22 protein-coding genes are annotated in these 20,537 nt (G+C 58.6%); 10 read left to right on the forward strand and 12 right to left on the reverse strand.

All coding sequences use genetic code 11. The annotated features are described in order from the left end of the window. Positions 1-45: 45 nt before the first annotated feature. Entirely contained in the window at positions 46-819 is a 774-nt protein-coding gene (locus ATU_RS16790) for a DUF3108 domain-containing protein (protein WP_010973190.1), read from the reverse strand. Between the two features lie 252 nt (positions 820-1,071). Between ATU_RS16790 and rpmB the strand changes: the two genes are divergently transcribed. The 3 genes from rpmB (at position 1,072) to ATU_RS16805 (ending at position 2,613) form a co-directional block, all read left to right on the forward strand. Continuing rightward, positions 1,072-1,362: a 50S ribosomal protein L28 gene (gene rpmB / locus ATU_RS16795; protein WP_003509888.1), complete on the forward strand. Its 291-nt coding sequence runs from the start codon at positions 1,072-1,074 to the stop codon at positions 1,360-1,362. Positions 1,363-1,527: 165 nt separating this feature from the next. Beyond that, on the forward strand, positions 1,528-2,166 hold the full coding sequence (locus tag ATU_RS16800) for a queuosine precursor transporter (RefSeq protein WP_010973191.1): 639 nt from the start codon (positions 1,528-1,530) through the stop codon (positions 2,164-2,166). A 111-nt stretch (positions 2,167-2,277) separates the two neighbouring features. Then, the gene (locus ATU_RS16805) at positions 2,278-2,613 is read left to right on the forward strand and encodes a pentapeptide repeat-containing protein (RefSeq protein ID WP_010973192.1); all 336 of its coding nucleotides are present in this window, start codon (positions 2,278-2,280) and stop codon (positions 2,611-2,613) included. A gap of 3 nt (positions 2,614-2,616) precedes the next feature. Here ATU_RS16805 and ATU_RS16810 read toward each other — a convergent pair whose 3' ends face one another. The 4 genes from ATU_RS16810 to ATU_RS16825 all read right to left on the reverse strand — a co-directional run bounded on the left by ATU_RS16810 (position 2,617) and on the right by ATU_RS16825 (position 7,341). Next, the gene (locus tag ATU_RS16810) at positions 2,617-3,642 is read right to left on the reverse strand and encodes an esterase-like activity of phytase family protein (RefSeq protein ID WP_010973193.1); all 1,026 of its coding nucleotides are present in this window, start codon (positions 3,640-3,642) and stop codon (positions 2,617-2,619) included. Then, positions 3,632-5,536 carry a cobaltochelatase subunit CobT gene (gene cobT, locus ATU_RS16815; protein ID WP_010973194.1) on the reverse strand — a complete coding sequence of 635 codons (1,905 nt, stop codon included), beginning with the start codon at positions 5,534-5,536 and terminating at the stop codon, positions 3,632-3,634. The genes ATU_RS16810 and cobT overlap by 11 nt, the downstream gene beginning before the upstream one ends. A 111-nt stretch (positions 5,537-5,647) precedes the next feature. Then, positions 5,648-6,637 carry a cobaltochelatase subunit CobS gene (cobS, locus tag ATU_RS16820; RefSeq protein ID WP_003523293.1) on the reverse strand — a complete coding sequence of 330 codons (990 nt, stop codon included), beginning with the start codon at positions 6,635-6,637 and terminating at the stop codon, positions 5,648-5,650. A gap of 68 nt (positions 6,638-6,705) precedes the next feature. Then, the gene (locus ATU_RS16825) at positions 6,706-7,341 is read right to left on the reverse strand and encodes a J domain-containing protein (protein WP_010973195.1); all 636 of its coding nucleotides are present in this window, start codon (positions 7,339-7,341) and stop codon (positions 6,706-6,708) included. A 114-nt stretch (positions 7,342-7,455) separates the two neighbouring features. Here ATU_RS16825 and ATU_RS16830 point away from each other — a divergent pair, with 114 nt between their 5' ends. Continuing rightward, positions 7,456-7,737 carry a BolA family protein gene (locus ATU_RS16830; RefSeq protein WP_010973196.1) on the forward strand — a complete coding sequence of 94 codons (282 nt, stop codon included), beginning with the start codon at positions 7,456-7,458 and terminating at the stop codon, positions 7,735-7,737. Positions 7,738-7,756: 19 nt separating this feature from the next. Here ATU_RS16830 and aroB read toward each other — a convergent pair whose 3' ends face one another. Together aroB and ATU_RS16840 are read right to left on the reverse strand one after the other, a co-directional pair. Continuing rightward, positions 7,757-8,890: a 3-dehydroquinate synthase gene (gene aroB, locus ATU_RS16835; RefSeq protein WP_010973197.1), complete on the reverse strand. Its 1,134-nt coding sequence runs from the start codon at positions 8,888-8,890 to the stop codon at positions 7,757-7,759. A gap of 5 nt (positions 8,891-8,895) precedes the next feature. Next, on the reverse strand, positions 8,896-9,477 hold the full coding sequence (locus ATU_RS16840) for a shikimate kinase (RefSeq protein WP_006310360.1): 582 nt from the start codon (positions 9,475-9,477) through the stop codon (positions 8,896-8,898). 187 nt (positions 9,478-9,664) lie between these two features. Between ATU_RS16840 and ATU_RS16845 the strand changes: the two genes are divergently transcribed. From ATU_RS16845 to ATU_RS16865, 5 genes are all read left to right on the forward strand, one after another. Continuing rightward, positions 9,665-9,838: a hypothetical protein gene (locus tag ATU_RS16845; RefSeq protein ID WP_006310359.1), complete on the forward strand. Its 174-nt coding sequence runs from the start codon at positions 9,665-9,667 to the stop codon at positions 9,836-9,838. Then, positions 9,835-10,830, forward strand: coding sequence for a site-specific tyrosine recombinase XerD (locus ATU_RS16850; protein WP_010973199.1), 996 nt, complete (start codon positions 9,835-9,837; stop codon positions 10,828-10,830). Before ATU_RS16845 ends, ATU_RS16850 begins: the two co-directional genes overlap by 4 nt. A 63-nt stretch (positions 10,831-10,893) precedes the next feature. Next, positions 10,894-11,847: an acetyl-CoA carboxylase carboxyltransferase subunit alpha gene (locus tag ATU_RS16855; RefSeq protein WP_006310357.1), complete on the forward strand. Its 954-nt coding sequence runs from the start codon at positions 10,894-10,896 to the stop codon at positions 11,845-11,847. Between the two features lie 293 nt (positions 11,848-12,140). Further along, on the forward strand, positions 12,141-13,439 hold the full coding sequence (locus ATU_RS16860; RefSeq protein ID WP_035257276.1) for a L,D-transpeptidase family protein: 1,299 nt from the start codon (positions 12,141-12,143) through the stop codon (positions 13,437-13,439). Beyond that, a complete protein-coding gene (locus ATU_RS16865) occupies positions 13,436-13,672 on the forward strand; it encodes a sulfurtransferase TusA family protein (protein WP_010973201.1) in 237 nt (78 codons plus the stop codon). The genes ATU_RS16860 and ATU_RS16865 overlap by 4 nt, the downstream gene beginning before the upstream one ends. Positions 13,673-13,895: 223 nt before the next feature. On the opposite strand, the gene ATU_RS16870 is transcribed toward ATU_RS16865, so the two are convergent. After that, positions 13,896-15,020 carry a CobW family GTP-binding protein gene (locus ATU_RS16870; RefSeq protein WP_010973202.1) on the reverse strand — a complete coding sequence of 375 codons (1,125 nt, stop codon included), beginning with the start codon at positions 15,018-15,020 and terminating at the stop codon, positions 13,896-13,898. A 187-nt stretch (positions 15,021-15,207) separates the two neighbouring features. Then, positions 15,208-16,326, reverse strand: coding sequence for a D-alanyl-D-alanine carboxypeptidase family protein (locus tag ATU_RS16875; RefSeq protein WP_035214607.1), 1,119 nt, complete (start codon positions 16,324-16,326; stop codon positions 15,208-15,210). Positions 16,327-16,489: 163 nt separating this feature from the next. Here ATU_RS16875 and ATU_RS16880 point away from each other — a divergent pair, with 163 nt between their 5' ends. After that, complete coding sequence (locus tag ATU_RS16880) at positions 16,490-17,653, forward strand: M20 aminoacylase family protein (protein WP_006310345.1); 1,164 nt, start codon at positions 16,490-16,492, stop codon at positions 17,651-17,653. Between the two features lie 733 nt (positions 17,654-18,386). On the opposite strand, the gene ATU_RS16885 is transcribed toward ATU_RS16880, so the two are convergent. From ATU_RS16885 to ATU_RS26640, 3 genes are all read right to left on the reverse strand, one after another. After that, positions 18,387-18,752, reverse strand: coding sequence for a hypothetical protein (locus tag ATU_RS16885; RefSeq protein ID WP_035258555.1), 366 nt, complete (start codon positions 18,750-18,752; stop codon positions 18,387-18,389). A 238-nt stretch (positions 18,753-18,990) separates the two neighbouring features. Further along, the gene (gene rpsU / locus ATU_RS16890; RefSeq protein ID WP_010973205.1) at positions 18,991-19,221 is read right to left on the reverse strand and encodes a 30S ribosomal protein S21; all 231 of its coding nucleotides are present in this window, start codon (positions 19,219-19,221) and stop codon (positions 18,991-18,993) included. A 258-nt stretch (positions 19,222-19,479) separates the two neighbouring features. Then, on the reverse strand, positions 19,480-20,523 hold the full coding sequence (locus ATU_RS26640) for a hypothetical protein (protein WP_197541449.1): 1,044 nt from the start codon (positions 20,521-20,523) through the stop codon (positions 19,480-19,482). Between the last annotated feature and the right edge of the window lie 14 nt (positions 20,524-20,537).

Raw genomic sequence — 20,537 nt, forward strand, 5'->3', positions numbered from 1 at the left:
TATGCTACGCCGCCGGGCGTCACTCACCCAGCAAATAAGCCTTCGTCAGCCGCCGTATTTCGTAGCGGTAATGTAAACCTGCCCCACCCGCGTCGGAATGATCGCATAAACGGGCGCATAGACGTCCATATTGTTCGACTTGGCGAACCAGATCTCCATCGAGATCGATTTGAGATATTCGATATCCTTTCGTCCCTGCCTGTAACCCGACTTCGGAACGTAACGCGCCTTGCAGACGATGGCGTCACCACTGAAGCCGTTCGTCTTGAAAGGCTTCGTACCGCTAGGGCTCAGAACGAGGTCGAGTCGCGACTCACCATCATAAATCGGCAGGCGAGTCGGGCAGATGCGTCCGCCTGCGGGAATGATGAGGCCGGAAATCGGGTCGAGAACCGAGCGCAGGTCGCGGTCTTTCACATCAACCCAGTTGTCCGGCCGGGCCTTGGGTTCGGGTTTTACCGTCGTCGATGTGACATTGCCGTTGCGATAAACGACATCATAGGTGCGCACCCGCTTGCCGTCCTTGTAGATCAGCGAGTATTCGTTGGCCTGCAGCCGGTGGCCGCGCTTGGCGCCGGAGACCGTGGTCTTGCCGGAAATGTCCTTTAGAATGCTGGCAAGGCCGGCGGCGCTGAAGGAGCCGGAGATCGAATAATTCGGTCCGTCCATGCGAGTCGAAAAACTTGCCCGCGCAATCGGCAAAATGCCGAGATTGATGCTGTATTCGCTTGTGTGGCGTGCTTCGGCGGCGAGCGAGGGGGAAACGCCCGCAAACGCCATAGTAGCGGCCATGAAAATGCTTTTTCCTCTGGCAATCATTTCGATATCACCTTAAAAGAGGCGCGGAAGCGGCCTTATCGGGCGATCATATACGCTGACTTGTGGCAATAAAAAAGCGGACGACGGTTGAAAACGCCGGAATTTCCTTTGATTTGATCGCGAGCGGCTTGACTGTTAAGTCCCGTCTGACTATAGAACCGCAACTTTCCAATCATGGCCAGTTGGATTGCCACCCCGGTTTTGCCGGTGGCGAGCCAGTGGTGAAACAGACGAAACGAAATAGGTGTACCCATGTCCCGTGTATGCGAATTGACCGGCAAGGGCGTCCAGACGGGCAACAACGTCAGCCACGCCAACAACAAGACCAAGCGCCGGTTCCTTCCGAATCTCTGCCAGGTCACGTTGATCTCCGATGCTCTCGGCCAGCGTTTCCGCCTGCGTGTTTCCGCAGCCGCTCTGCGCTCCGTTGAACACCGTGGTGGCCTCGATGCCTTCCTTCTGAAGTCCGGCGAAAACGAACTGAGCATGCGCGCTCGTCTCCTGCGCCGCCAGATCGCCAAGAAGACTGCTGAAGCTGCTTAATAGCGGCTTTGACATCATCTGATATTCAGAAGGCTTGAATGGCTTTTCGCCGCTCAAGCCTTTTGTTTGTTTCAGATTTTAATTGCATCGGGTTTTGCGGAAATCGTGTCAGACGTTTCGCTCCGATGTTTGGCTCCAACTGGTGGCATCACCCAGGATAAAAAAATGCCCTATCTGCGCTTTACGATTATCTACGTCCTGCTGATGACACTCGTCGTCGTCGCCTCCAATATTCTGGTGCAATATCCGCTGTCGGGCTCACTGTTTGGTATCAACCTCGGTGATCTTCTGACCTGGGGCGCCTTCACCTATCCTGTCGCCTTCCTCGTCACCGACCTGACGAATCGCCAGTTCGGCCCCTCGGTCGCGCGCCGCGTGGTGCTTGCCGGCTTCATCGTCGGCGTCACGTTGTCCTTCTGGACATCTATCCCCCGCATCGCCGTCGCCTCCGGCACCGCCTATCTGATCGGCCAGCTGCTCGATATTTCGGTGTTCAACCGCCTGCGCCGCCAGCGCTGGTGGCATGCGCCGCTTGCCGGCTCCATGCTGGGTTCGGTGCTGGATACGGCGCTGTTCTTCTCCATCGCCTTTGCCGCGAGCTTCTCCTTTGTCGGCCCCAATGATGCCTTCGCCATCGAAAGCGCGCCGCTGCTCGGCGTATTCGCTCTGGAAGCCCCCCGGTGGATTTCCTGGGCGCTGGGTGATCTCTCAGTGAAGGTCCTCGTCGGCCTCGTCATGCTGCTGCCTTACGGCGCTCTGATGAACACGCTGAAGCCGATGCCAGGCACCGTCAAACCGAGCTGACATTTTCAGGCAACCGGATTTGACGCCGGGACGCGTGATCAAATCGCGCTTGCAAACCCACAGTCGGCATTGCAGTCTGCCGCCTGTGTAACAGCGCGGAGGCAGACCAACATGCAGATCAAGGACGTTATCGACATTGTGGATGCGACGAGCTCCACGCTTTCGGGCTCCAGCTTCGATAACGTCAATCTGTCGGGGACGGACTTCAACAATGTCAATCTGGCCGGCACACGCTTCAGCAATATCAACTTTTCCGGTGCGTCGTTTACGGACAGCAACATGTCCGGCTGGTCAATCGATGACGTCAATTTTACCGGACTGAAGCTGAGCAATTCAAACCTGTCCGGCGCGCAAATAACAGCGTGCCGAATGGCCGGCATGAAGATCGACAGCATTCCGGTCGAGGATCTGCTGGCTGCCTACAAGGCGGCACAGGAGCAGGCCTGATATTCACTCCACCAGCTTGAATTCCAGCATCAGATTGCGCTGGAGAAATGAGTGGTTGTCATCAGAAACGATGATGAGGCGCGTCGAGCCATCCGGCCCTTTCACCACATCCATCCCTTCCATATTGTCGATCTGGTAGGCCATGCCCGCTTCCATGAGGATTTCACCATCCACCACGGCACCCGGCTTGATGTCGCCCCCATGGATGCGGCGAATGCGCATGCCAACACCTTCGGCGAAGTTGAAGCGCCGCTCGAGAAGCAGCAGATCGCCGTTCGGCAGGAAAGCACCGTCAGTCACATCGAATGATGGATGATGGGTAACGGCGAATGTGCCCTTCAGCGGGCCTTCCAATATTGCCGCGAGAAGATTGCCGTCCGCATCGATGCTCTTTTCAGCCACCACGACCAGAGCGCCGGCGAGCGGCGAATCGGCTGGCGAAACCGCCAGGGCCTCCATGCCGCCATTATGGCGCAGCTCGTTACTGGGTATGAGATACGGCAGGCGATCGAGAGGCTTTGAGGTGGCGAAGCCCGGATCGGGATAGATGTCGATCCTGTGGCGTTGCTCGTAACTGACGAACACCTTGCCGTCGCGCAGCGCCAGCCCTTCCGCATCCATTTCCATTTTGCGGGGCGGTTCACGACCGCTCATATCAAGCATGGCGGTGATGCGGCCATCGGCAAGCCCGGACAGCGCGCCAACCGCATCACGCGTGATCCTGCCCGTCAGCCAGTGGCCGGTATCCAGCACCGCGATAAATTCCTCTCCATCGGGGCGGAAACGGATGGAGGATATCGCCCCGAACAGCTTTTCAGGCGCGCTCATCACCATGCCGCCAACAAATTCCAGTTTGCCGAAACGTTTTGCGCTGGTGCCGACCTCGAAGCTCGACAGCAGACGAACACTGACCGGCACATCGATGGTCGATGCGCCAATGGGAACGGGAAACAGCGAAGCCGCCGCAAGAACGGCGGCCAGCGCAAAAGACTTGCAGGCGGAGGAAGCCCGACCCCGCTTATCCGGCACGGCGGATCCTGCGGGACGAACCGGAAGTACCGCTCGTATCCTCGAAGAGGGCAGCGAGCTGCTCGGTCATCGCGCCGGCCAGCTCGTCCGCATCGACGATGGTGACAGCACGGCGATAATACCGCGTCACGTCATGGCCGATACCGATTGCCAGCAGTTCCACCGGTGAGCGCGTCTCGATCTGCTCGATGACCGCGCGCAGATGCCGTTCCAGATAGTTGCCGGGATTGACCGACAGGGTCGAATCATCGACCGGCGCTCCGTCGGAGATCATCATCATGATCTTGCGCTGCTCCGGGCGGCCGATCAGGCGGTTATGCGCCCACATCAGTGCTTCGCCGTCGATGTTTTCCTTGAGCAGCCCCTCACGCATCATCAGGCCGAGATTGCGCCGCGCGCGCCGCCACGGCGCATCCGCCGACTTGTAGATGATATGGCGAAGATCATTGAGACGACCCGGCGAAGCGGGCTTGCCATTCGCCAGCCACTGTTCGCGAGACTGCCCGCCTTTCCACGCCTTGGTGGTGAAGCCGAGGATTTCCACCTTAACGCCCGACCGCTCCAGCGTGCGCGCCAGAATATCGGCACAGGTGGCCGCAACGGTGATCGGACGGCCGCGCATCGAACCGGAATTGTCGATGACCAGAGAAACGACGGTATCGCGGAACTTGGTGTCGCGTTCTTTCTTGAAGGAGAGCGGCTGCATCGGGTCGATGATGAGCCTGACGAGACGGGCCGGATCGAGATAACCCTCTTCCAGATCGAAATCCCAGGAGCGGTTCTGCTGCGCCATCAGGCGGCGCTGCAGCCGGTTCGCCAGCCGCCCGACGGCACCCTGAAGATGCGCGAGCTGCTTGTCGAGGAAGGCGCGCAGCCGGTCAAGCTCGGCCTCGTCACACAGTTCCTCGGCGCGGATTTCCTCGTCGAATTCCTCGGTAAAGATGCGGTAGTCGACCTTTTCGTTGAAATCGTCGAAGGGGCTGTTGGGGCGACGGGTTTCGCCGGGCGTTTCGGAATCCTCGTCGAGATCGTCGGACATTTCCTCGTCCGACATCTCGGCGCCGTCCATCTCGCCTTCTTCCATTTCCTCCTGCGAGGCTTCGTTTTCATCGGCGGGCGTCGCGTCGGAGCCGGCCTCTTCCTCGACCTGCTCTTCTTCGGTCTCGTTGGTGCGCGGCTGGTCCTCGTTGGACTCCGCTTCCTGACTGTCCGGCTCGTTATCCTCGTCGCCGAAATCTTCCGCCATCTGCATGGAGGTCAGCATCTTGCGCACCAGCCGCGAAAACGCCTTCTGGTCCGTGATAACGCGCGAGAGATCGTTGAGGTCGCCTGCGGCCTTCTCTTCGATGAAGTCGCGCCAGAGGTCGAGAACCTTGCCAGCGCTCGCCGGTGGTTTTTCGCCGGTCAGTTTCTCGCGCACCAGAAGCGCCACAGCCTCGGCGAGCGGTGCGTCATCCTTATTGTTGATACCGGAGAAATTCGCCTTGGCATATTTCTCCGTGTTCATGGCCTGAATGTTGGACGCCATGCCCGGCATGCGCAGCGCGCCGATTGATTCCACCCGCGCCTGTTCGACGGCATCGAAAACCAGCTGCGCCTCGGCGCCGTGCGGCGACATCACCGCATGGGTATCCGCATCATGGCAGGCAAGACGCAGCGCCATGGAATCGCCGAGGCCGCGCGTAATGGCGATCTCCTGTGCGGTGGGTTTCTTGGAGATTTCCGGCAGGCGCATGCGCTCGCCGGCAAGGCCCGGCCGCTCATTGGCGAAAACGACCTCGACCTCGGCATCGCCGGCAACGGATCGCACGCAGCCGGCAATCGCCTGACGCAACGGTTCCGTATCGACCGCCGTACCCGGTTTCGCTCTGGAATTGTCGCCGCGCCCTGCCATAGTCTTTCCTGTCATTTGTCGGCGCCTGCGGCACGCCCATCCTCTTCAGGATGCGCGGCCGGCCGGCGTCTTCAAGTCATCGGTGATCTTCTCCGGACAAACCGGGGATGATCAGGCGCTGAGAACGATGTTCGCAGCGCTTTCCTTCAGCTCGACACCGAAGGCCCGCTGATATTGCTCGGCCACCAGCGTGCGCTCAAGCTCATCACACTTGTTGAGGAAGGTCACACGGAAGGCAAAAGCGAGATCGCCGAAGATTTCCGCATTTTCCGCCCAGGTGATGACGGTACGCGGGCTCATGACGGTGGAAAGATCGCCATTGATGAAGGCCGAACGGGTGAGATCGGCCACGCGCACCATCTTGGAGACGGTTTCGCGACCCTTCGGATTGTCGAAGCTCTTCACCTTGGCGGCAATGATGTTCACTTCCTGCTCATGCGGCAGATAGTTCAGCGTGGTGACGATGGACCAGCGGTCCATCTGCGCCTGGTTGATCTGCTGCGTGCCGTGGTAAAGGCCCGTCGTATCGCCGAGGCCGACCGTGTTGGCGGTCGCAAAGATGCGGAAAGCGGGGTGAGGACGGATGACGCGGCTCTGGTCGAGCAGCGTCAGGCGGCCGGAGGATTCCAGCACGCGCTGGATGACGAACATCACGTCCGGGCGGCCGGCATCATATTCGTCGAAAACGAGCGCGACATTATGCTGGTAGGCCCAGGGTAGGATGCCGTCCTTGAATTCGGTGACCTGCTTGCCGTCCTTCAGAACGATGGCGTCCTTGCCGACGAGGTCGATACGGCTGACATGGCTGTCGAGGTTGACGCGCACGCAGGGCCAGTTGAGGCGGGCGGCGACCTGCTCGATATGGGTGGATTTACCCGTACCGTGGAAACCGGAAACCATGACGCGTCGGTTGTGAGCAAAACCGGCAAGGATCGCAAGCGTCGTATCGCGGTCAAAAAGATAGTCGGGATCGAGGTCCGGCACATAGGCGTCGCCCTGGGAATAGGCGGGAACCCGCAGATCCGTATCAATGCCGAAAACCTCCCGCACGGACACTGTCGTGTCGGGCAGGTTGGAAATATCAAGGTCGATTTTGCTCATCACGTCTCCAAGGCGGGCGGCAGCCACCCGGCCACATCATCAATCAGGCGGTAAACACGTAAGTTGGCTTAGCAGAAACCTGACTGCTTTAACAATTGATATGCTTGAACAACAGCCCGAAAACGCTCTTCCGAACCACGATCGCCACCATTAGCATCAGGATGGTGCTTTTTGACAAGCTCCTTATAGCGCCTTTTTATCTCTTCCTGCTTTGCGCTGGACGAAAGGCCGAGCGTATCGAACGCTTTTGCCTCGAGCGTCTTCAGTTTGCGGTCTCGCTGCATGCGCTGTCCACCAGCCCTTGCGCCATCAGCAAAACCACCGGTGAAACCGAAAGGATCGCGGATACGGGCATTTGCGCTGGCGGTGCCCGAACGCAGCGTGGAATGCAGCGGGGCGTCACGCGCCGTCTTGTTGACACCCACTGTCCAGGTGGGGCGATGGCCGGTGATCGCCTCTTTCTGGTAACGGGCGATCTCGCTGTCGGAGAGGCCGGAAAAGTAATTATAGCCCTTGTTGTATTCCTTCACATGCTCAAAACAGAACAGGAAGAATTGCCCCTCGGCATTGCGGCCGACGGGTGCCCGGTGAATACCCGGCTTGTCGCATCCGTCCCACTGGCAGGTCGGGGCCTGAACCTCAGGTTCCCGCTCCCTTTTCCGGCGCGTGCGGATACGATCGAAATATTTCGAATCCAATTTCATGATGCCCTGATTATGGGGTGCGAAAAGCCGCACAACAAGAATTGACAAAGCGGAATGTTACAGGCTTTTAGGTAGCCCCTTTTAAAGACCGAAAACAGAAATGGAGCCCTCTGCATGTCCCTGCGAGAACGCATAGAAACAAAGCTTCGGCAGAGCTTTTCGCCGGAACGCCTGAGGGTTGTCGATGAAAGCCGGATGCATGCTGGCCACCAGCCGGATATGACAGGCACGGGCGAGACGCATATGCGTGTTCAGATAGTGTCTGAAAGCTTTTCCGGCAAGTCTCGCATCGAGCGTCACCGGGCCATCAACGCGCTTTTGAAGCCGGAATTAGACGCTGGGCTGCATGCGCTGGCGATCGAGGCGGCAGCACCGGGGGAGCCGACGCGGTTCTAGGCAACGCGCGCCCTAAGCCTTAGCCAGGATGCTTCTCCGACAGGAAGGACTGCACCTCCGACGACGCCACATCGTCGGCCACGAAGGACTGGCCGATGCCGTGGGTAAGGATGAAGGTGAGCTTGCCACCCTTGACCTTCTTGTCCTGCGCAATCGCCGCCATCAAGGTTTCGACCGGCGGCAATTCGCCGGGAATATCCTTCATCGTGGTCGGCAGACCGACGGCCTTCAGATGCGCCTCGACACGCGCGGCATCATCGGGGCTGGCGAGGTTGAGGCGGGCGGAGAACTGGTGCGCCAGCACCATGCCGATGGCGACACCTTCGCCGTGCACCAGCCGCTTGCTGTCGTAATTCGTCGCCGCCTCCAGCGCGTGACCGAAGGTGTGGCCGAGGTTCAGAAGGGCGCGCACGCCGTTTTCCTTCTCGTCGGCCACCACCACATCGGCCTTGGCCTGGCAGCTCGTGGCGATCGCCTCGATGCGGGCCGGGCCGCCAGTGCGGATGTCATCCCAGTTCTTTTCCAGCCAGAAGAAGAAATCCGGCTTGTCGATCAAACCGTATTTGACCACTTCAGCATAACCGGCGCGGAATTCCCGCGGGCTCAGCGTATCGAGCACCGCCGTATCCGCCAACACCAGATCAGGCTGATGGAAAACGCCGACAAGGTTCTTGCCGTGGCGGGTGTTGATGCCGGTCTTGCCGCCGACGGAGGAGTCGACCTGGGACAGAAGCGAGGTCGGTATCTGCACGAAGCGCACGCCGCGGCGCACGATGCCTGCGGCGAAACCGGCGAGATCGCCGATGACGCCACCGCCGAGTGCGATCACCGCATCGTTGCGCTCCACCCGTGCGGAGAGAACCGCATCGCAGACGGTGACGAGATGCTCGAAGCTCTTGGTCTTCTCTCCGGCCGGCAGCGTCAGAGAAACGGCCTCAATGCCATCCGTCTGCAAACCGTCCATCAGGCCTTCGAGGTAAAGCGGCGCGACATGCTCGTCGGTGATGATCGCCGCGCGTCTGCCCTTCAGCCGCGCCGAGATTTCGCCGCCCGCCCTGCCGATCAGTCCCGGCCCGATCAGAATGTCATAGGCGCGCTCGCCGAGCGGCACATGGACAAGACGTTCATCGGCGTGGATTTCGGAAGGCGTCATGGTGGTCAGTCTTTCTGTTTAAGGCCGGCTAAAGCCGTCAGCACTTCGGTCGCGATGATCTCCTTGCGGACATCACGGGATTCGATGGTGACGTCCGCCTCCGCATAGATCGGATAACGTTTCTCCATCAGGGCAGCGAGCGTTGCCTTGGGGTTTTCAGTCTTGAGAAGCGGGCGGTGGTCGCGCTTGTTGACCCTCTCCCACAGAACCTCGAGATCGGCCTTCAGCCACAGCGAAATGCCGCCGCGCCTGATATGGCCTCGGGTAGTGTCGTTGATAAATGCGCCGCCGCCCGTGGAGACGACCTTGGGACCGCCGCGCATCAACCGCTTGATGACCCGCGTTTCCAGCGCCCGGAATTCCTCCTCGCCATAGGTGGCGAAAAGCTCCGATATCGTCATGCGCGATACGCGCTCGATTTCGACATCCGTATCAATGAAAGGCACCTTGAGCTGCTGGGCGACCATGCGGCCCACCGCCGACTTTCCAGCCCCCATCAGCCCCACGAAGACGATGTTGCGCCGTCCGAGCTTTGCCCGTGCTTGCTCCCCGAGTGTGGCCGGGACGGATAAATTCGTTTCATTCATAGATTTGAAAGCCCGTTTGGCATGGATATCTGCAAATGTTTACGAAGCGTCAAGCCAAATTGCTGACTGAATGGTGGTGAATCACAATCAACGCCGCATGCAGCGCGGGGTGGAGCGGGCATTTTGATCTTGTCGCCGCTTTCGCCGCACCGCATATAGATTTCGACTGCCACCCCACGGAGCCGCCATGCCAACCCTCTTCCGCTTCACGATGATACTGGCGACCATCGCGGGGCTGATCTATGGCGGCATGGTGCTGCTCGTCATGTTCGTGCAGCCACGCGACCGCGAAGTGACCGTGCGCATCCCCTCGGAGCGGCTGAACCCGCCCGCCACCGAACCGGCAAGGCGCACCCCATGAGCGGACAACCGATGGCAGGGCGCGACGGCGCGCGGCTTGAAAGTTTTCTGGAAATGATGAGCGCCGAGCGGGGTGCTGCCGCCAACACGCTCTCTTCTTATGAGCACGACCTTGCCGACCTGCGCGAATTTCTCGGCCGTCGCGGCCAGTCCCTGACGGAGGCGCAAACGCCTGACCTTTCCGCTTATCTGACCCACCTTGCCGCTCAGGGCTTCGCCGCCACCTCGCAGGCGCGGCGTCTCTCCTCCATGCGGCAGTTTTACCGCTTTCTTTATTCGGAAGGGCTGCGCGGCGACGACCCGACCGGCATCATCGATGCACCCAGGAAAGGCCTTGCCCTGCCGAAAACCATGAGCGTTGCCGATGTGAACCGGCTTCTTGGTCTCGCGGCGCAGGAAGCGGCAACCGAAGGCCCGGGCCAGCTTGCCCGCATCCGCATGCATCTGCTGCTCGAACTGCTTTATGCCACCGGCATGCGCGTCAGCGAACTCGTCTCGCTGCCCGTCAAGGTGCTGCGCCAGGAAGGCCGCTTCCTAATGATCCGCGGCAAGGGCAACAAGGACCGTATGGTGCTTCTTTCACGCGCCGCGATTGAGGCGATGGAAAAATACGAGGCCGGCCGAAAGGCGCTCTCGCAGGAAAAAAGCAAGGCCGCTGCTTCCCAGAAAAAAACGGACACAGCTGAGAGCCCGTGGCTGTTTCCCTCGAACAGTAAGGAAGGTCACCTGCCCCGCCAGGTCTTCGCCCGCGACCTGAAGGATATTGCCATCCGCGCAGGCCTGACAGCGTCGGCGGTGTCGCCGCACGTCCTGCGCCACGCCTTTGCCAGCCACCTCTTGCAGAACGGTGCGGATCTGCGCGCGGTCCAGGAACTGCTCGGCCATTCCGACATTTCCACGACACAAATCTATACACATGTGCTGGAAGAACGCTTGCAAGAGCTGGTACAAACACATCACCCCCTTGCCAAACAGGGCAAAAACCTTGATTAGAGCGACCGGAACCGCCGGATAATCCGGCTCAAACCTTGCGCAAAACGATCGGAAACGGATCTCATGCACAATTATCTCGACTTCGAAAAACCTATCTCGGACCTTGAAGGCAAGATCATCGAGCTGAAGAAGCTTGCCGATGAAGACGAGAGCATAGACACCTCGGAGGAGATCAACCGCCTGGAATCGCGCGTCAACGATGCGATGCAGGATATCTATTCCAAGCTGAATGCTTGGCAGAAAACGCAGGTTGCGCGTCATCCGCAGCGCCCGCATTTCGTCGATTATGCCAAGTCCCTGTTCACGGATTTCACACCGCTGGCCGGCGACCGCAAATTTTCCGAAGACGCCGCCATTCAGGCCGGCCTTGCCCGCTTCAACGGCCAGCCCGTCGCCATCATCGGCCAGGAAAAGGGTAACGACACCAAAAGCCGCCTGAAGCACAATTTCGGCAGTGCGCGTCCGGAAGGTTACCGCAAGGCGATCCGCGTGCTCGAACTGGCCGATCGTTTCTCGCTGCCGGTCGTCACCCTCATCGATACCGCCGGCGCTTATCCCGGCGTTGGCGCGGAAGAGCGCGGCCAGGCCGAAGCCATCGCCCGCTCGACGGAAATGTGCCTCAACGTCAAGGTGCCGATCGTCTCCGTCGTCATCGGCGAAGGCGGCTCGGGCGGCGCGATCGCCATTGCCACCGGCAACCGCGTTTATATGCTCGAACATTCGGTCTATTCGGTGATTTCGCCGGAAGGTGCCGCATCCATTCTCTGGCGCGATTCGACCCGTGCCAAGGAAGCCGCGACCAACATGAAGATCACCTCGGAAGATCTGAAATCGCTCGGTGTCATCGATGGCATCATTCCGGAACCCATCGGCGGCGCGCACCGCGCACCGGAAACCGTTATCAGCGCGACCGGCGATGTTATCGCCAAGGCTCTGGCCGATCTTTCCCAGCGTTCCGGCACACAGCTGCGCGCTGAACGCCGCCAGAAGTTCCTGGATATCGGCCGGAACCTCTAGAGCATTTCCAGTAAAAGTGCGTCGCGGTTTTACGTCCGGAAAATGCGTTCAAAGAAAAAGTTATATCACTTGGCGGTCCGAAGAACGGCCAGGTGATATGAGTTCGGCCTTAATTTCCGGCAAGATCGCCCCAACTCGGCCATAGTCCGGTCACATCAACAGATGTATCGGCGGCCGCGGGGGCGGATCCGATTTGAGTTAAGAAGATGTAAACGGTTAATACCGTATTTAAATTGCACGCGGAACGGTATAGAACTGCCACCGTTTCGTGCCATCGTCTTTCGGATCAGATCATGCGTTTGACACATTTTGCCCTTCTCGCCTGCACCGCGCTTATTCTCACCGGCTGCAACGATACGCTTGAAACCGTCGAACGCGACGTTTCTCACGTCAAGAACAAGGTCGATTACCCCTTGTCTCCGTCCATTCTGGCCGAGATCGACAAGAAGGGCATGGATCGCAACTCGCCGATCATGATCCGCATCTTCAAGGAAGAAGGTGCTCTGGAGATCTGGAAGGCAAGGCGCGACAATCGCTTCGAAAAGATCGCCGGATACGAGATTTGCGCATGGTCTGGCAAACTCGGCCCCAAGGTGAAGGAAGGCGACCGGCAGGCGCCGGAAGGTTTCTACAACCTGACGCCCGCGCACCTGAACCCGAATTCCAAATATTATCTCGCCATCAATACCGGTTTTCCGAACCGTTATGATGCCGCCAATGGTCGCAACGGCACCAATCTGATGATCCATGGCGCCTGCTCGTCGTCAGGCTGCTATTCGATGACGGATGCGCAGATTCTTGAAATTTATGGTTTTGCACGGGACGCCTTCAAGGGCGGTCAGAAAACCGTGCAGCTGCAGGCCTTCCCCTTCCGCATGACGGCGGAAAACATGGCCCGCCACCGCAAGAGCGAGCATCTCGAATTCTGGAAGATGCTGAAGGTGGGCTACGATAATTTCGAAGTCACCAAACGCCCGCCGGACGTGAATGTCTGCGAGAAGAAATATGTCTTCAACCAGCAGACGGAAGGCGGCAGCTTCAATGGCTCCGGCCAATGCCCGGCGATGAGCACGCCGCCGGCACTGGCAAGCGCGCTTTCGAGCTACGAAAAGACCTACGATCTCGCTTATGCAACGGCGATGAAGAAATATGACGGCATGGCCTGGTACGACCCGAGCGAGGCCGAGCGCAAGGCGCTGGTTGCCGAAAAGCGCAAGGGCCGCGAACCCGCCTATGCACCGACCGGCTCGGCGCTGAAGGCCGGCAAACTGATGAAAGAAACGGAATATGCCGCGCTGATGGAAAAGAAGGCGCAGCAGGTCACGTCATCCTCACCCGCGACGACCGCAACCGCCTCCGCCCTGCGCGGCCCGCGTCCTTCGGCGGCCCAGCCCGCCACGACGCCGCAATCGAACCCGGCACCCGCAGCCCCGACCATGGTTGCAACGGCAGCGCCCGCAACAGCAGGCCAGACCGGCGCTACCGCCCAGGGTATACCGGTCCCGGCGATGAACCCGCTCGCCTATTCACCTGCCCCGGCACCGGAAGCGCCGGAAAAGAAGCCGTTCTGGAAGTTCTGGGCCAAGGAATGAGCGACACGGCCGATATCGTTTATGATTTGAGGGGGCTTAAATGCCCCCTTCCGGTTTTGAGAAGCCGCAAGAAGCTCGCCACCCTCAAGGCCGGCGATATCCTGACCGTCGAGACGACCGATCCACTGGCGGTGATCGATATCACCCATATGTGCAATGAGGATGGGCATCGGCTGGTCGAAACCGTCGTGGTGGACAAGGGTCATCGGTTTCGGATTTTGAAGGGCGGGTAAGCCGACATTTGACGGTGTCGGGCGCGCTTACCCCCCTCTGCCCTGCCGGGCATCTCCCCCTCAAGGGGGGAGATCGGCAAGACGCACCATCGCTGCTTTATTCTCAAATGTCGAAATGCTCGAGAGCCAGCCACGAGTCTATCTCCCCCCTTGTGGGGGAGATGCCCGGCAGGGCAGAAGGGGGGGTAACCACATCCACCGACCTCGCCCATCATGGCACGCCCTAAAACCGCAACCCCGAAACCGCCAGCGGATTATCCGTCATCGCCTGCCTGTCCGGCCGGTCAATACCCGGTGTGCCGGTGAAGGCAGCAAACAGGTCTTTCACGAAAGCCTCCGGCAAATCCTTCGTGATCAGTACCATGCGCGTGCGCTGATCGGTCGGGTCCGGCCAGGCCGCCAGGCGCTCGGGCGTGTGGAAAATGTTTTGCACCCCATGCAGTACCAAAGGCCGCCCCGGATTATCCGACAGCTTGACGATGGCCTTCATGCGCAAGAGCTTTTCGCCATGGGCCGAGCGCAGCAGATCCACGAACATATCGATCGCCATCGGATCGATCGGCTGATCGTGAATGATCGAGAAGGACCGGATCGACGCGTCATGCCGGTTCACATCATGATGGTGGTGATGGCCGTGCGCGTGATCGTGGTCATGATCATGATCATGATGACCATGGCCGGACTCTTCGCCCAGCCAGCGGCCGACATCGGCATTTTTGCTGGAGACATCATAAAGGCCATTGTCGAGAAGCCCGGCAGCACTCCAGTCGGCCTTGTCGCCATCCTCGATTGTCGCACGCGGGTTTAGCGCCTCAAGACGCGCCGTCAGGGCGGCAATCGCAGAAGCATCGGCGAGCGTCCGCTTGGTCATCACCAGCCGGTCGGCCACGGCCGCCTGCTTCACCGCTTCCTCGTGATTGTCGAGTGTGGACAGGCCATTGACGGCATCCACCACCGTGATCATGCCGTTCAGCACGAAATTCTGCGCGATGACAGGATTGCCCATGACCGACTGCATGACGGGGGCGGGATCGGCAAGACCGGTCGTCTCGATCACAACCCGTTTGACCGGCTTCAGCTTGCCGGTCTGGATACCATCAATCAGTTCAGCCAGCGTATCCACCAGTTCACCCCTGACAGTGCAGCAGAGGCACCCTTCGGCCAACTCAATGATGCCTTCGCCAGCGCTTTCAACCAGCATGTGGTCGATACTGACATCGCCGAATTCATTGATGATAATCGCAGCATCGCTCATCTCCGGATCTTTGAGAAGACGGTTGAGCAGCGTCGATTTTCCGGCGCCAAGAAAGCCGGTGATAATGGAAACCGGGATGCGATCGCGAGACATGCCTTGCCTGTATGGTGATGGCTGCCCCCCGGCATGACATAATGCTAGACAAGACCGGGAGCCGCACGGAACGAAAAGAAATCGCCCGTGGCTGGAAGCCACGAGCGACATTGTAATATCATAACATGATCACGCTGCGAATACATAAACGCATTGCGGCATCGGGCTCGAGGCCCGTTTCCGCTGATCAGAATGTCGGGCGCGGGATCGGGATTGGCACATTGGCCAGCTGGCCCTTGCCGGCCGCACCCTTGGGCGCGTTGACCGCGACCGTCTCGCTGCCGGGAATGAGGCCGGCGAAGGAATATTCCGGCGGGCGGGTCATTTCCGTCACATAGGGCGAATGGATGACCATCCGGCCCGCCTCGTCACGACCCTCGCTGCGCACCTTGGCGGCCTTCGGGTTGCAGATTTCAGCGCTGATATCGTTGACCTCGGCGGTATCGCCATAGGGCGCCAGCGAAGCGAGCGAAACGCCCTGACCGGAAGGCGCGGTCAGCCCCATCTGCAAAAGATCGGCCGACTGGTCGGTGCGCCCGGCTAGGCTATCGGCACCCAGCACCACGGTAATGACGGAGCGACCGTTGCGCACGGCCGACGCCACCTGATTGAAACCAGAGGCGCAGATGAAGCCGGTCTTCATGCCATCGGCACCTTCGAAGCGGCCGACAAGCATGTTGAAGTTGGCATAATTCTTCTTGCCGGTGGTGACACCTTCCAGCGAGAAATAATGGGCATATTCCGGGAATTCCCGCTTGATGATCAATGCCAGCAATGCAAGGTCACGCGCCGTCGTATATTGCCCCTTGCCCGGCAGGCCGTTGGGGTTCACGTAATGCGTGGAGCTCATGCCCAGACGCTGCGCCTGCGCATTCATCTGCGCGACGAAATTGTCGCTGGTGCCGCCGATGGTTTCGGCGATGGCCACGGCGATGTCATTGGCGGATTTGATCAGCAGCAGCTTCAGCGCGCTGTCCATGGTCAGCTTCTGGCCGGGCTTGAAATACATCTTGGAGGCTGGCTGGTCGGCGGCCTTCTTGCTCATCACCACTTCCGTCTGCGGGCTGATCTTGCCGGCCTTCATCTGCGAAAAGGCGATATAGGCGGTCATCAGCTTGGTCAGCGAAGCGGGATACCATTTGCGGAAGGCTTCCTGATGGGAAATCACCTTGCCGGTTTTGACATCCACCACCATTTTTGGATTGGCATTGGCCACGGGCGCTACGGCGACGACGCCTGCGGTGACGATGGCAATGGCTGCGGAAAGCCGGCGGGCGGCGTTGGGCGATTTCACTGTATTTGGCAAGGCTAGTCCTCGAATTCCCGTCTTCAGTCGGGGAATGGCAATATTCACCATATATGTCCTAGCAATGGCAAAGTACATTGATTACGTCAATTATGCGGCGCACTATCCACCACGGAGGATGGCTTTTACCACATGCCGCACCGATGAACCCAGGAATGAGCGAATGCCGATTTTGAACAGAGCCGCCGAACTTCAGCAGGAAGTCAGCGAATGGCGGCATCACCTGCATGAAAATCCCGAAATCTTGTATGACGTCGACAACACCGCAGCCTTCGTTGCGGAGAAGCTGAAATCCTTCGGTGTTGACGAAATCGTGACCGGTCTTGGCCGCACCGGCGTGGTCGGCATCATCAGGGGCAATGTTCCCGGCAATCGCACCATCGGCTTCCGCGCGGACATGGACGCACTGCCCATTCTTGAGGAAACCGGCAAACCCTGGGCGTCAAAAACGGCCGGTGCCATGCATGCCTGCGGCCATGACGGCCACACCGCCATGCTGCTCGGCGCGGCCAAATATCTCACCGAGACCCGCAATTTCGCCGGTTCGATCGCTGTCATCTTCCAGCCCGCCGAAGAAGGTGGTGCTGGTGCGCTCGCAATGGTCGAGGATGGCCTGATGGAGCGTTTCGGCATCGACGAAGTCTATGGCATGCACAATATGCCCGGCATTCCGCTTGGTGCCTTCGCCGTCCGCAAGGGCGGCATCATGGCGGCACCTGACAAATTCTCCATCACGGTCAAGGGCCGTGGCGGCCATGCGGCACAACCGCACCGCACCATCGACCCGATCACCATCGGCGCACAGATCGTCGGCAACCTGCAGATGATCGCTTCGCGCAATGCCGATCCGATCCGGTCGGTGGTGGTCTCCGTCACCCGCTTCCACGCCGGCTCCAGCCACAACATCATCCCCAACGAAGCGCTGATCGCCGGCACGGTGCGCAGTCTCGATGAAACGGTGCGCGATCTCGCGCAGGAGCGCATCAAGCAGATGGCGGAAGGCATAGCGCTTGCCAATGGTGCGGAAGCCGAGGTCGTTTATGAGCGCTATTGCCCTGTCACTTTCAACCATTCGGCCGAGACTGACTACGCCGTCCGCGTCGCCCGCGATGTGGTGGGAGAGCCTAATGTCGATCCCGATGTCGATCCTTCCATGGCAGGCGAGGATTTCTCCTTCATGCTGAAGGAAAGGCCGGGCTGCTTCATCTTCATCGGCAATGGTGATTCGGCCGGGCTCCACAACCCCAGCTACGACTTCAACGACGAGGCCATCGCCTATGGTATTTCCTACTGGGTGAAGCTGGCCGAACAGCGTCTGGCGAACTGACCGCCTGTTAACACGCAGAAAGCCGAGGAAGAGATCGACCGCGATGAAGAACGCGGTTGATCCGCAGGCATGGTCAGGTTAAAGAGCAATTCAGTGTCCACGTAGCTCAGCAGGATAGAGCACAGGATTCCTAAGGTAAATTGGGGGTTGCGCCCGGAAACGACGCAATCGATCTGCTCAAAGTCGGGGAAAGCTTCGCTGGTCTTCCAGTATGCCAATCCCGAGCCAAGCTCCGGAGAAATCCGGTGAAGGTGTAGAGACTGGATGGGCAGCACCTAAAGGCCGCAAGGTCCACGGTGAAGGGACAGTCCAGACCACGAACGCCCTTATCCGATTGAGATGGGCGGCGGCGAAAGCCGAAGCGGTATGAATCCTGGGGTCGGAGGTTCGAATCCTCTCGTGGACACCATTTTCCTGAGAATTATGTTTTTAAAACAACTAATTAATTGATTGCGCTCCATAGGTTCGTCGCTATTTCACTTGGTCAGCTGTAAATGCACCGATAGGTTTGTCCCCAGTCACCAAACATCAAAATTCCATTGCCAATTCTGGAACTCCGATGATTTCGCAGGTTGCAGACTAGACCGGAATGAAGACGAATTTATTGTCGTGCCTAACGACGCGTGGAAGATTGACGTCCCTATGGGAGAATTTCGGCTTAACCGGCCAAGACATTGACGCAGGCACCAGCGATAACCGTTACTCGTAGTCCCTATCGCCATCGCTCGAGGCTTTAAGCCGGGCCAATCCGGGAAGTCATTTCTTCGGCCGCAACAAGTTTGTTTCCGAGCAAACCACTATTTTTCGGGCCCCACGTGTCAATGCCACGCAGAGGGTCCTGGGCACTGAACGTGGAAGTGTCCAGCAAAACAGCAACGTCCGCTTCGAGCCCCTTCAGCAAAAGGGTGCTGCCCACCGCGCGTCCTTTTATCTCGCGACCGATCACTCGCTGTTGTTCGCGGACCGCGATCGCAAGCTCGTGGAATTCCTCGACGTCGGAGCAGGAATGCAGTGTCCTGAGGCACGCGGACAAAAGCGCCGGTCGGTGCGGACGTACGCCCGGCTGTTTGTTGATATCAACGAGGAACGCGTTTGCCATGGATGGCCAGCGCCGCCAAGGCGAGGCAGCACTCACGCGACCGTCGCCAAACTCCAACTTTGTACCTTCAACCAAGATCACACGTTGACGTCTCGTTTAGGCCCGGCTGCAGACGCAGCAGCAACTCGCCATCAGTGTTTTGCAGATCGCGGATGCAGGGCGATATTGACGTTGTTTCGTCAATAAGAAGTGATGGCTCGAAAGGATGATCGAATGGCCACCGCCAAGCCAATTGTGGTCATTTGTCTTTTCTGGGCTTCGTAGGAAGAAGCCCTTCACGCTGCATCTGCTTACGGGCGAGCTTCCTTTGACGCCCGATTGCTTCTGCTTTTTCCCGCGCCTTCTTGATCGATGGCTTCTCAAAAGCCTCACGAAGCCGCATTTCGCGGAAAACGCCCTCGCGCTGGAGCTTCTTCTTGAGAATGCGCAGTGCCTGATCGACGTTGTTATCGCGTACTAAAACCTGCATATGGGCCTCTTGAGGTCGTAAAAAACGGTGCGCCACCATACGCAATTTGGCGTCGAATCCAAGGTCAACGATCTATTAGTAACGGCCTTTTTTTGATCCGCCCTTTCTGATCTTCAACCAAGGCGGTCGCCCGTCATGAACTAACAGCCAAGAGCCTGTTTTCCGATTGTGGGATACGATGGAGCGGGGACAATATCGCAAAATGAAGGCTCCGGGCCAAGCTTGCCGGATCGCAATTGATCATCGCACAGGCGTGGCTCATCTCGTGAGGCCTTTGAAATTCCGTTCCAACAACTCCGTAGGAACCTCTATCTCGTTCCATGCGGTGCCATCGAACGTGTGAATGCCGTGCTTTGAATCGAAGTAGTAGAGAACGTCGTCAATCGCCTGAACCTTGACCGGAGTTGGAACACTTTTGTTGATCCTTGGATCGAGGACGGGCTTCAGCGGCGAAAGAACGTGGCCGTCAAACCAATGAAGCGCATAGTCCGATGCAATGACCATCCGATCCTTAAATCGTGTAACGGACCGCAAATCCTCATCGTTCCCCTTGAAAGATACGTCCTGAAAACCATCACGTGCGTTGCCGAAAAGAATGACACCATTGTTTCCAACGGCCCACACTCTTTCGCTATCCTCTACAAGAATGTCCGAAAGCGTTGCGGGTTCGGCGTAGAATTTTCCCGAACGCGGTGTAGCAACAACACGCCAATCCGTTCCATTCCAGTGATATAATCTACCCTCCAGAACCCTGCTTTCGCCCTCGGCTGCGTGATGGATAGCAAGAGCTTCATCAACTCTTCCAAGATCGAAGAGTTCGGCAGCCCGCTCCTCCTCCTCCTCAGTGAGTTTTCTCGTTGTGCTTGCCGGGCTGTAGGTTACGTTCATATAGATGTCATTTTGCGATGACCCGGCCAAATCTCCAAATATAAGATACTCGTACCCTGCCTCAGGCCTCGGCAGCTTTTCCCTATGGAACCATTCCCACGCGGAACCAGTTCGCCGGTACAATTGTGAATGGTATCCCGTTACGAACAGGGTTTCGTTTATAGCGACAATACGGTTGGTGTAGCCGAGCCCCTCCGCGTCCTCACTATAAACACCCGATCCTTCGATTTTCTCATGTCGAGGCTCTTCGCCGGCAGAAAGAGAATACACATCGCCTTCATCGCTTTTGACATAAACAACGGGTTTGCCGTCCGCCCCTAACCTGCCCGTAGTACTGTCGATAATACGGGGAACGTCAAACCGTGTCCAAGGTTGTTCGAAATCTCCCTCAAAGACAAGAATGAACGAATACATGTCATCGTATTCAC

This window comes from Agrobacterium fabrum str. C58 (genome assembly GCF_000092025.1).
Classification (GTDB): domain Bacteria; phylum Pseudomonadota; class Alphaproteobacteria; order Rhizobiales; family Rhizobiaceae; genus Agrobacterium; species Agrobacterium fabrum.

Excerpts from the sequence above, each read along its gene's own strand:
- ATU_RS16825 (WP_010973195.1), bottom strand. The coding sequence starts at position 7,341 with ATGAAATTGGATTCGAAATATTTCGATCGTATCCGCACGCGCCGGAAA.
- ATU_RS26640 (WP_197541449.1), bottom strand. The coding sequence starts at position 20,523 with ATGTATTCGTTCATTCTTGTCTTTGAGGGAGATTTCGAACAACCTTGG.
- rpsU (WP_010973205.1), bottom strand. The coding sequence starts at position 19,221 with ATGCAGGTTTTAGTACGCGATAACAACGTCGATCAGGCACTGCGCATT.
- rpmB (WP_003509888.1), top strand. The coding sequence starts at position 1,072 with ATGTCCCGTGTATGCGAATTGACCGGCAAGGGCGTCCAGACGGGCAAC.
- cobT (WP_010973194.1), bottom strand. The coding sequence starts at position 5,536 with ATGGCAGGGCGCGGCGACAATTCCAGAGCGAAACCGGGTACGGCGGTC.
- ATU_RS16830 (WP_010973196.1), top strand. The coding sequence starts at position 7,456 with ATGTCCCTGCGAGAACGCATAGAAACAAAGCTTCGGCAGAGCTTTTCG.
- ATU_RS16855 (WP_006310357.1), top strand. The coding sequence starts at position 10,894 with ATGCACAATTATCTCGACTTCGAAAAACCTATCTCGGACCTTGAAGGC.
- ATU_RS16850 (WP_010973199.1), top strand. The coding sequence starts at position 9,835 with ATGAGCGGACAACCGATGGCAGGGCGCGACGGCGCGCGGCTTGAAAGT.
- ATU_RS16840 (WP_006310360.1), bottom strand. The coding sequence starts at position 9,477 with ATGAATGAAACGAATTTATCCGTCCCGGCCACACTCGGGGAGCAAGCA.
- aroB (WP_010973197.1), bottom strand. The coding sequence starts at position 8,890 with ATGACGCCTTCCGAAATCCACGCCGATGAACGTCTTGTCCATGTGCCG.
- ATU_RS16790 (WP_010973190.1), bottom strand. The coding sequence starts at position 819 with ATGATTGCCAGAGGAAAAAGCATTTTCATGGCCGCTACTATGGCGTTT.
- ATU_RS16865 (WP_010973201.1), top strand. The coding sequence starts at position 13,436 with ATGAGCGACACGGCCGATATCGTTTATGATTTGAGGGGGCTTAAATGC.
- ATU_RS16860 (WP_035257276.1), top strand. The coding sequence starts at position 12,141 with ATGCGTTTGACACATTTTGCCCTTCTCGCCTGCACCGCGCTTATTCTC.
- ATU_RS16805 (WP_010973192.1), top strand. The coding sequence starts at position 2,278 with ATGCAGATCAAGGACGTTATCGACATTGTGGATGCGACGAGCTCCACG.
- ATU_RS16845 (WP_006310359.1), top strand. The coding sequence starts at position 9,665 with ATGCCAACCCTCTTCCGCTTCACGATGATACTGGCGACCATCGCGGGG.
- ATU_RS16870 (WP_010973202.1), bottom strand. The coding sequence starts at position 15,020 with ATGTCTCGCGATCGCATCCCGGTTTCCATTATCACCGGCTTTCTTGGC.
- ATU_RS16885 (WP_035258555.1), bottom strand. The coding sequence starts at position 18,752 with ATGGCAAACGCGTTCCTCGTTGATATCAACAAACAGCCGGGCGTACGT.
- ATU_RS16800 (WP_010973191.1), top strand. The coding sequence starts at position 1,528 with ATGCCCTATCTGCGCTTTACGATTATCTACGTCCTGCTGATGACACTC.
- ATU_RS16880 (WP_006310345.1), top strand. The coding sequence starts at position 16,490 with ATGCCGATTTTGAACAGAGCCGCCGAACTTCAGCAGGAAGTCAGCGAA.
- cobS (WP_003523293.1), bottom strand. The coding sequence starts at position 6,637 with ATGAGCAAAATCGACCTTGATATTTCCAACCTGCCCGACACGACAGTG.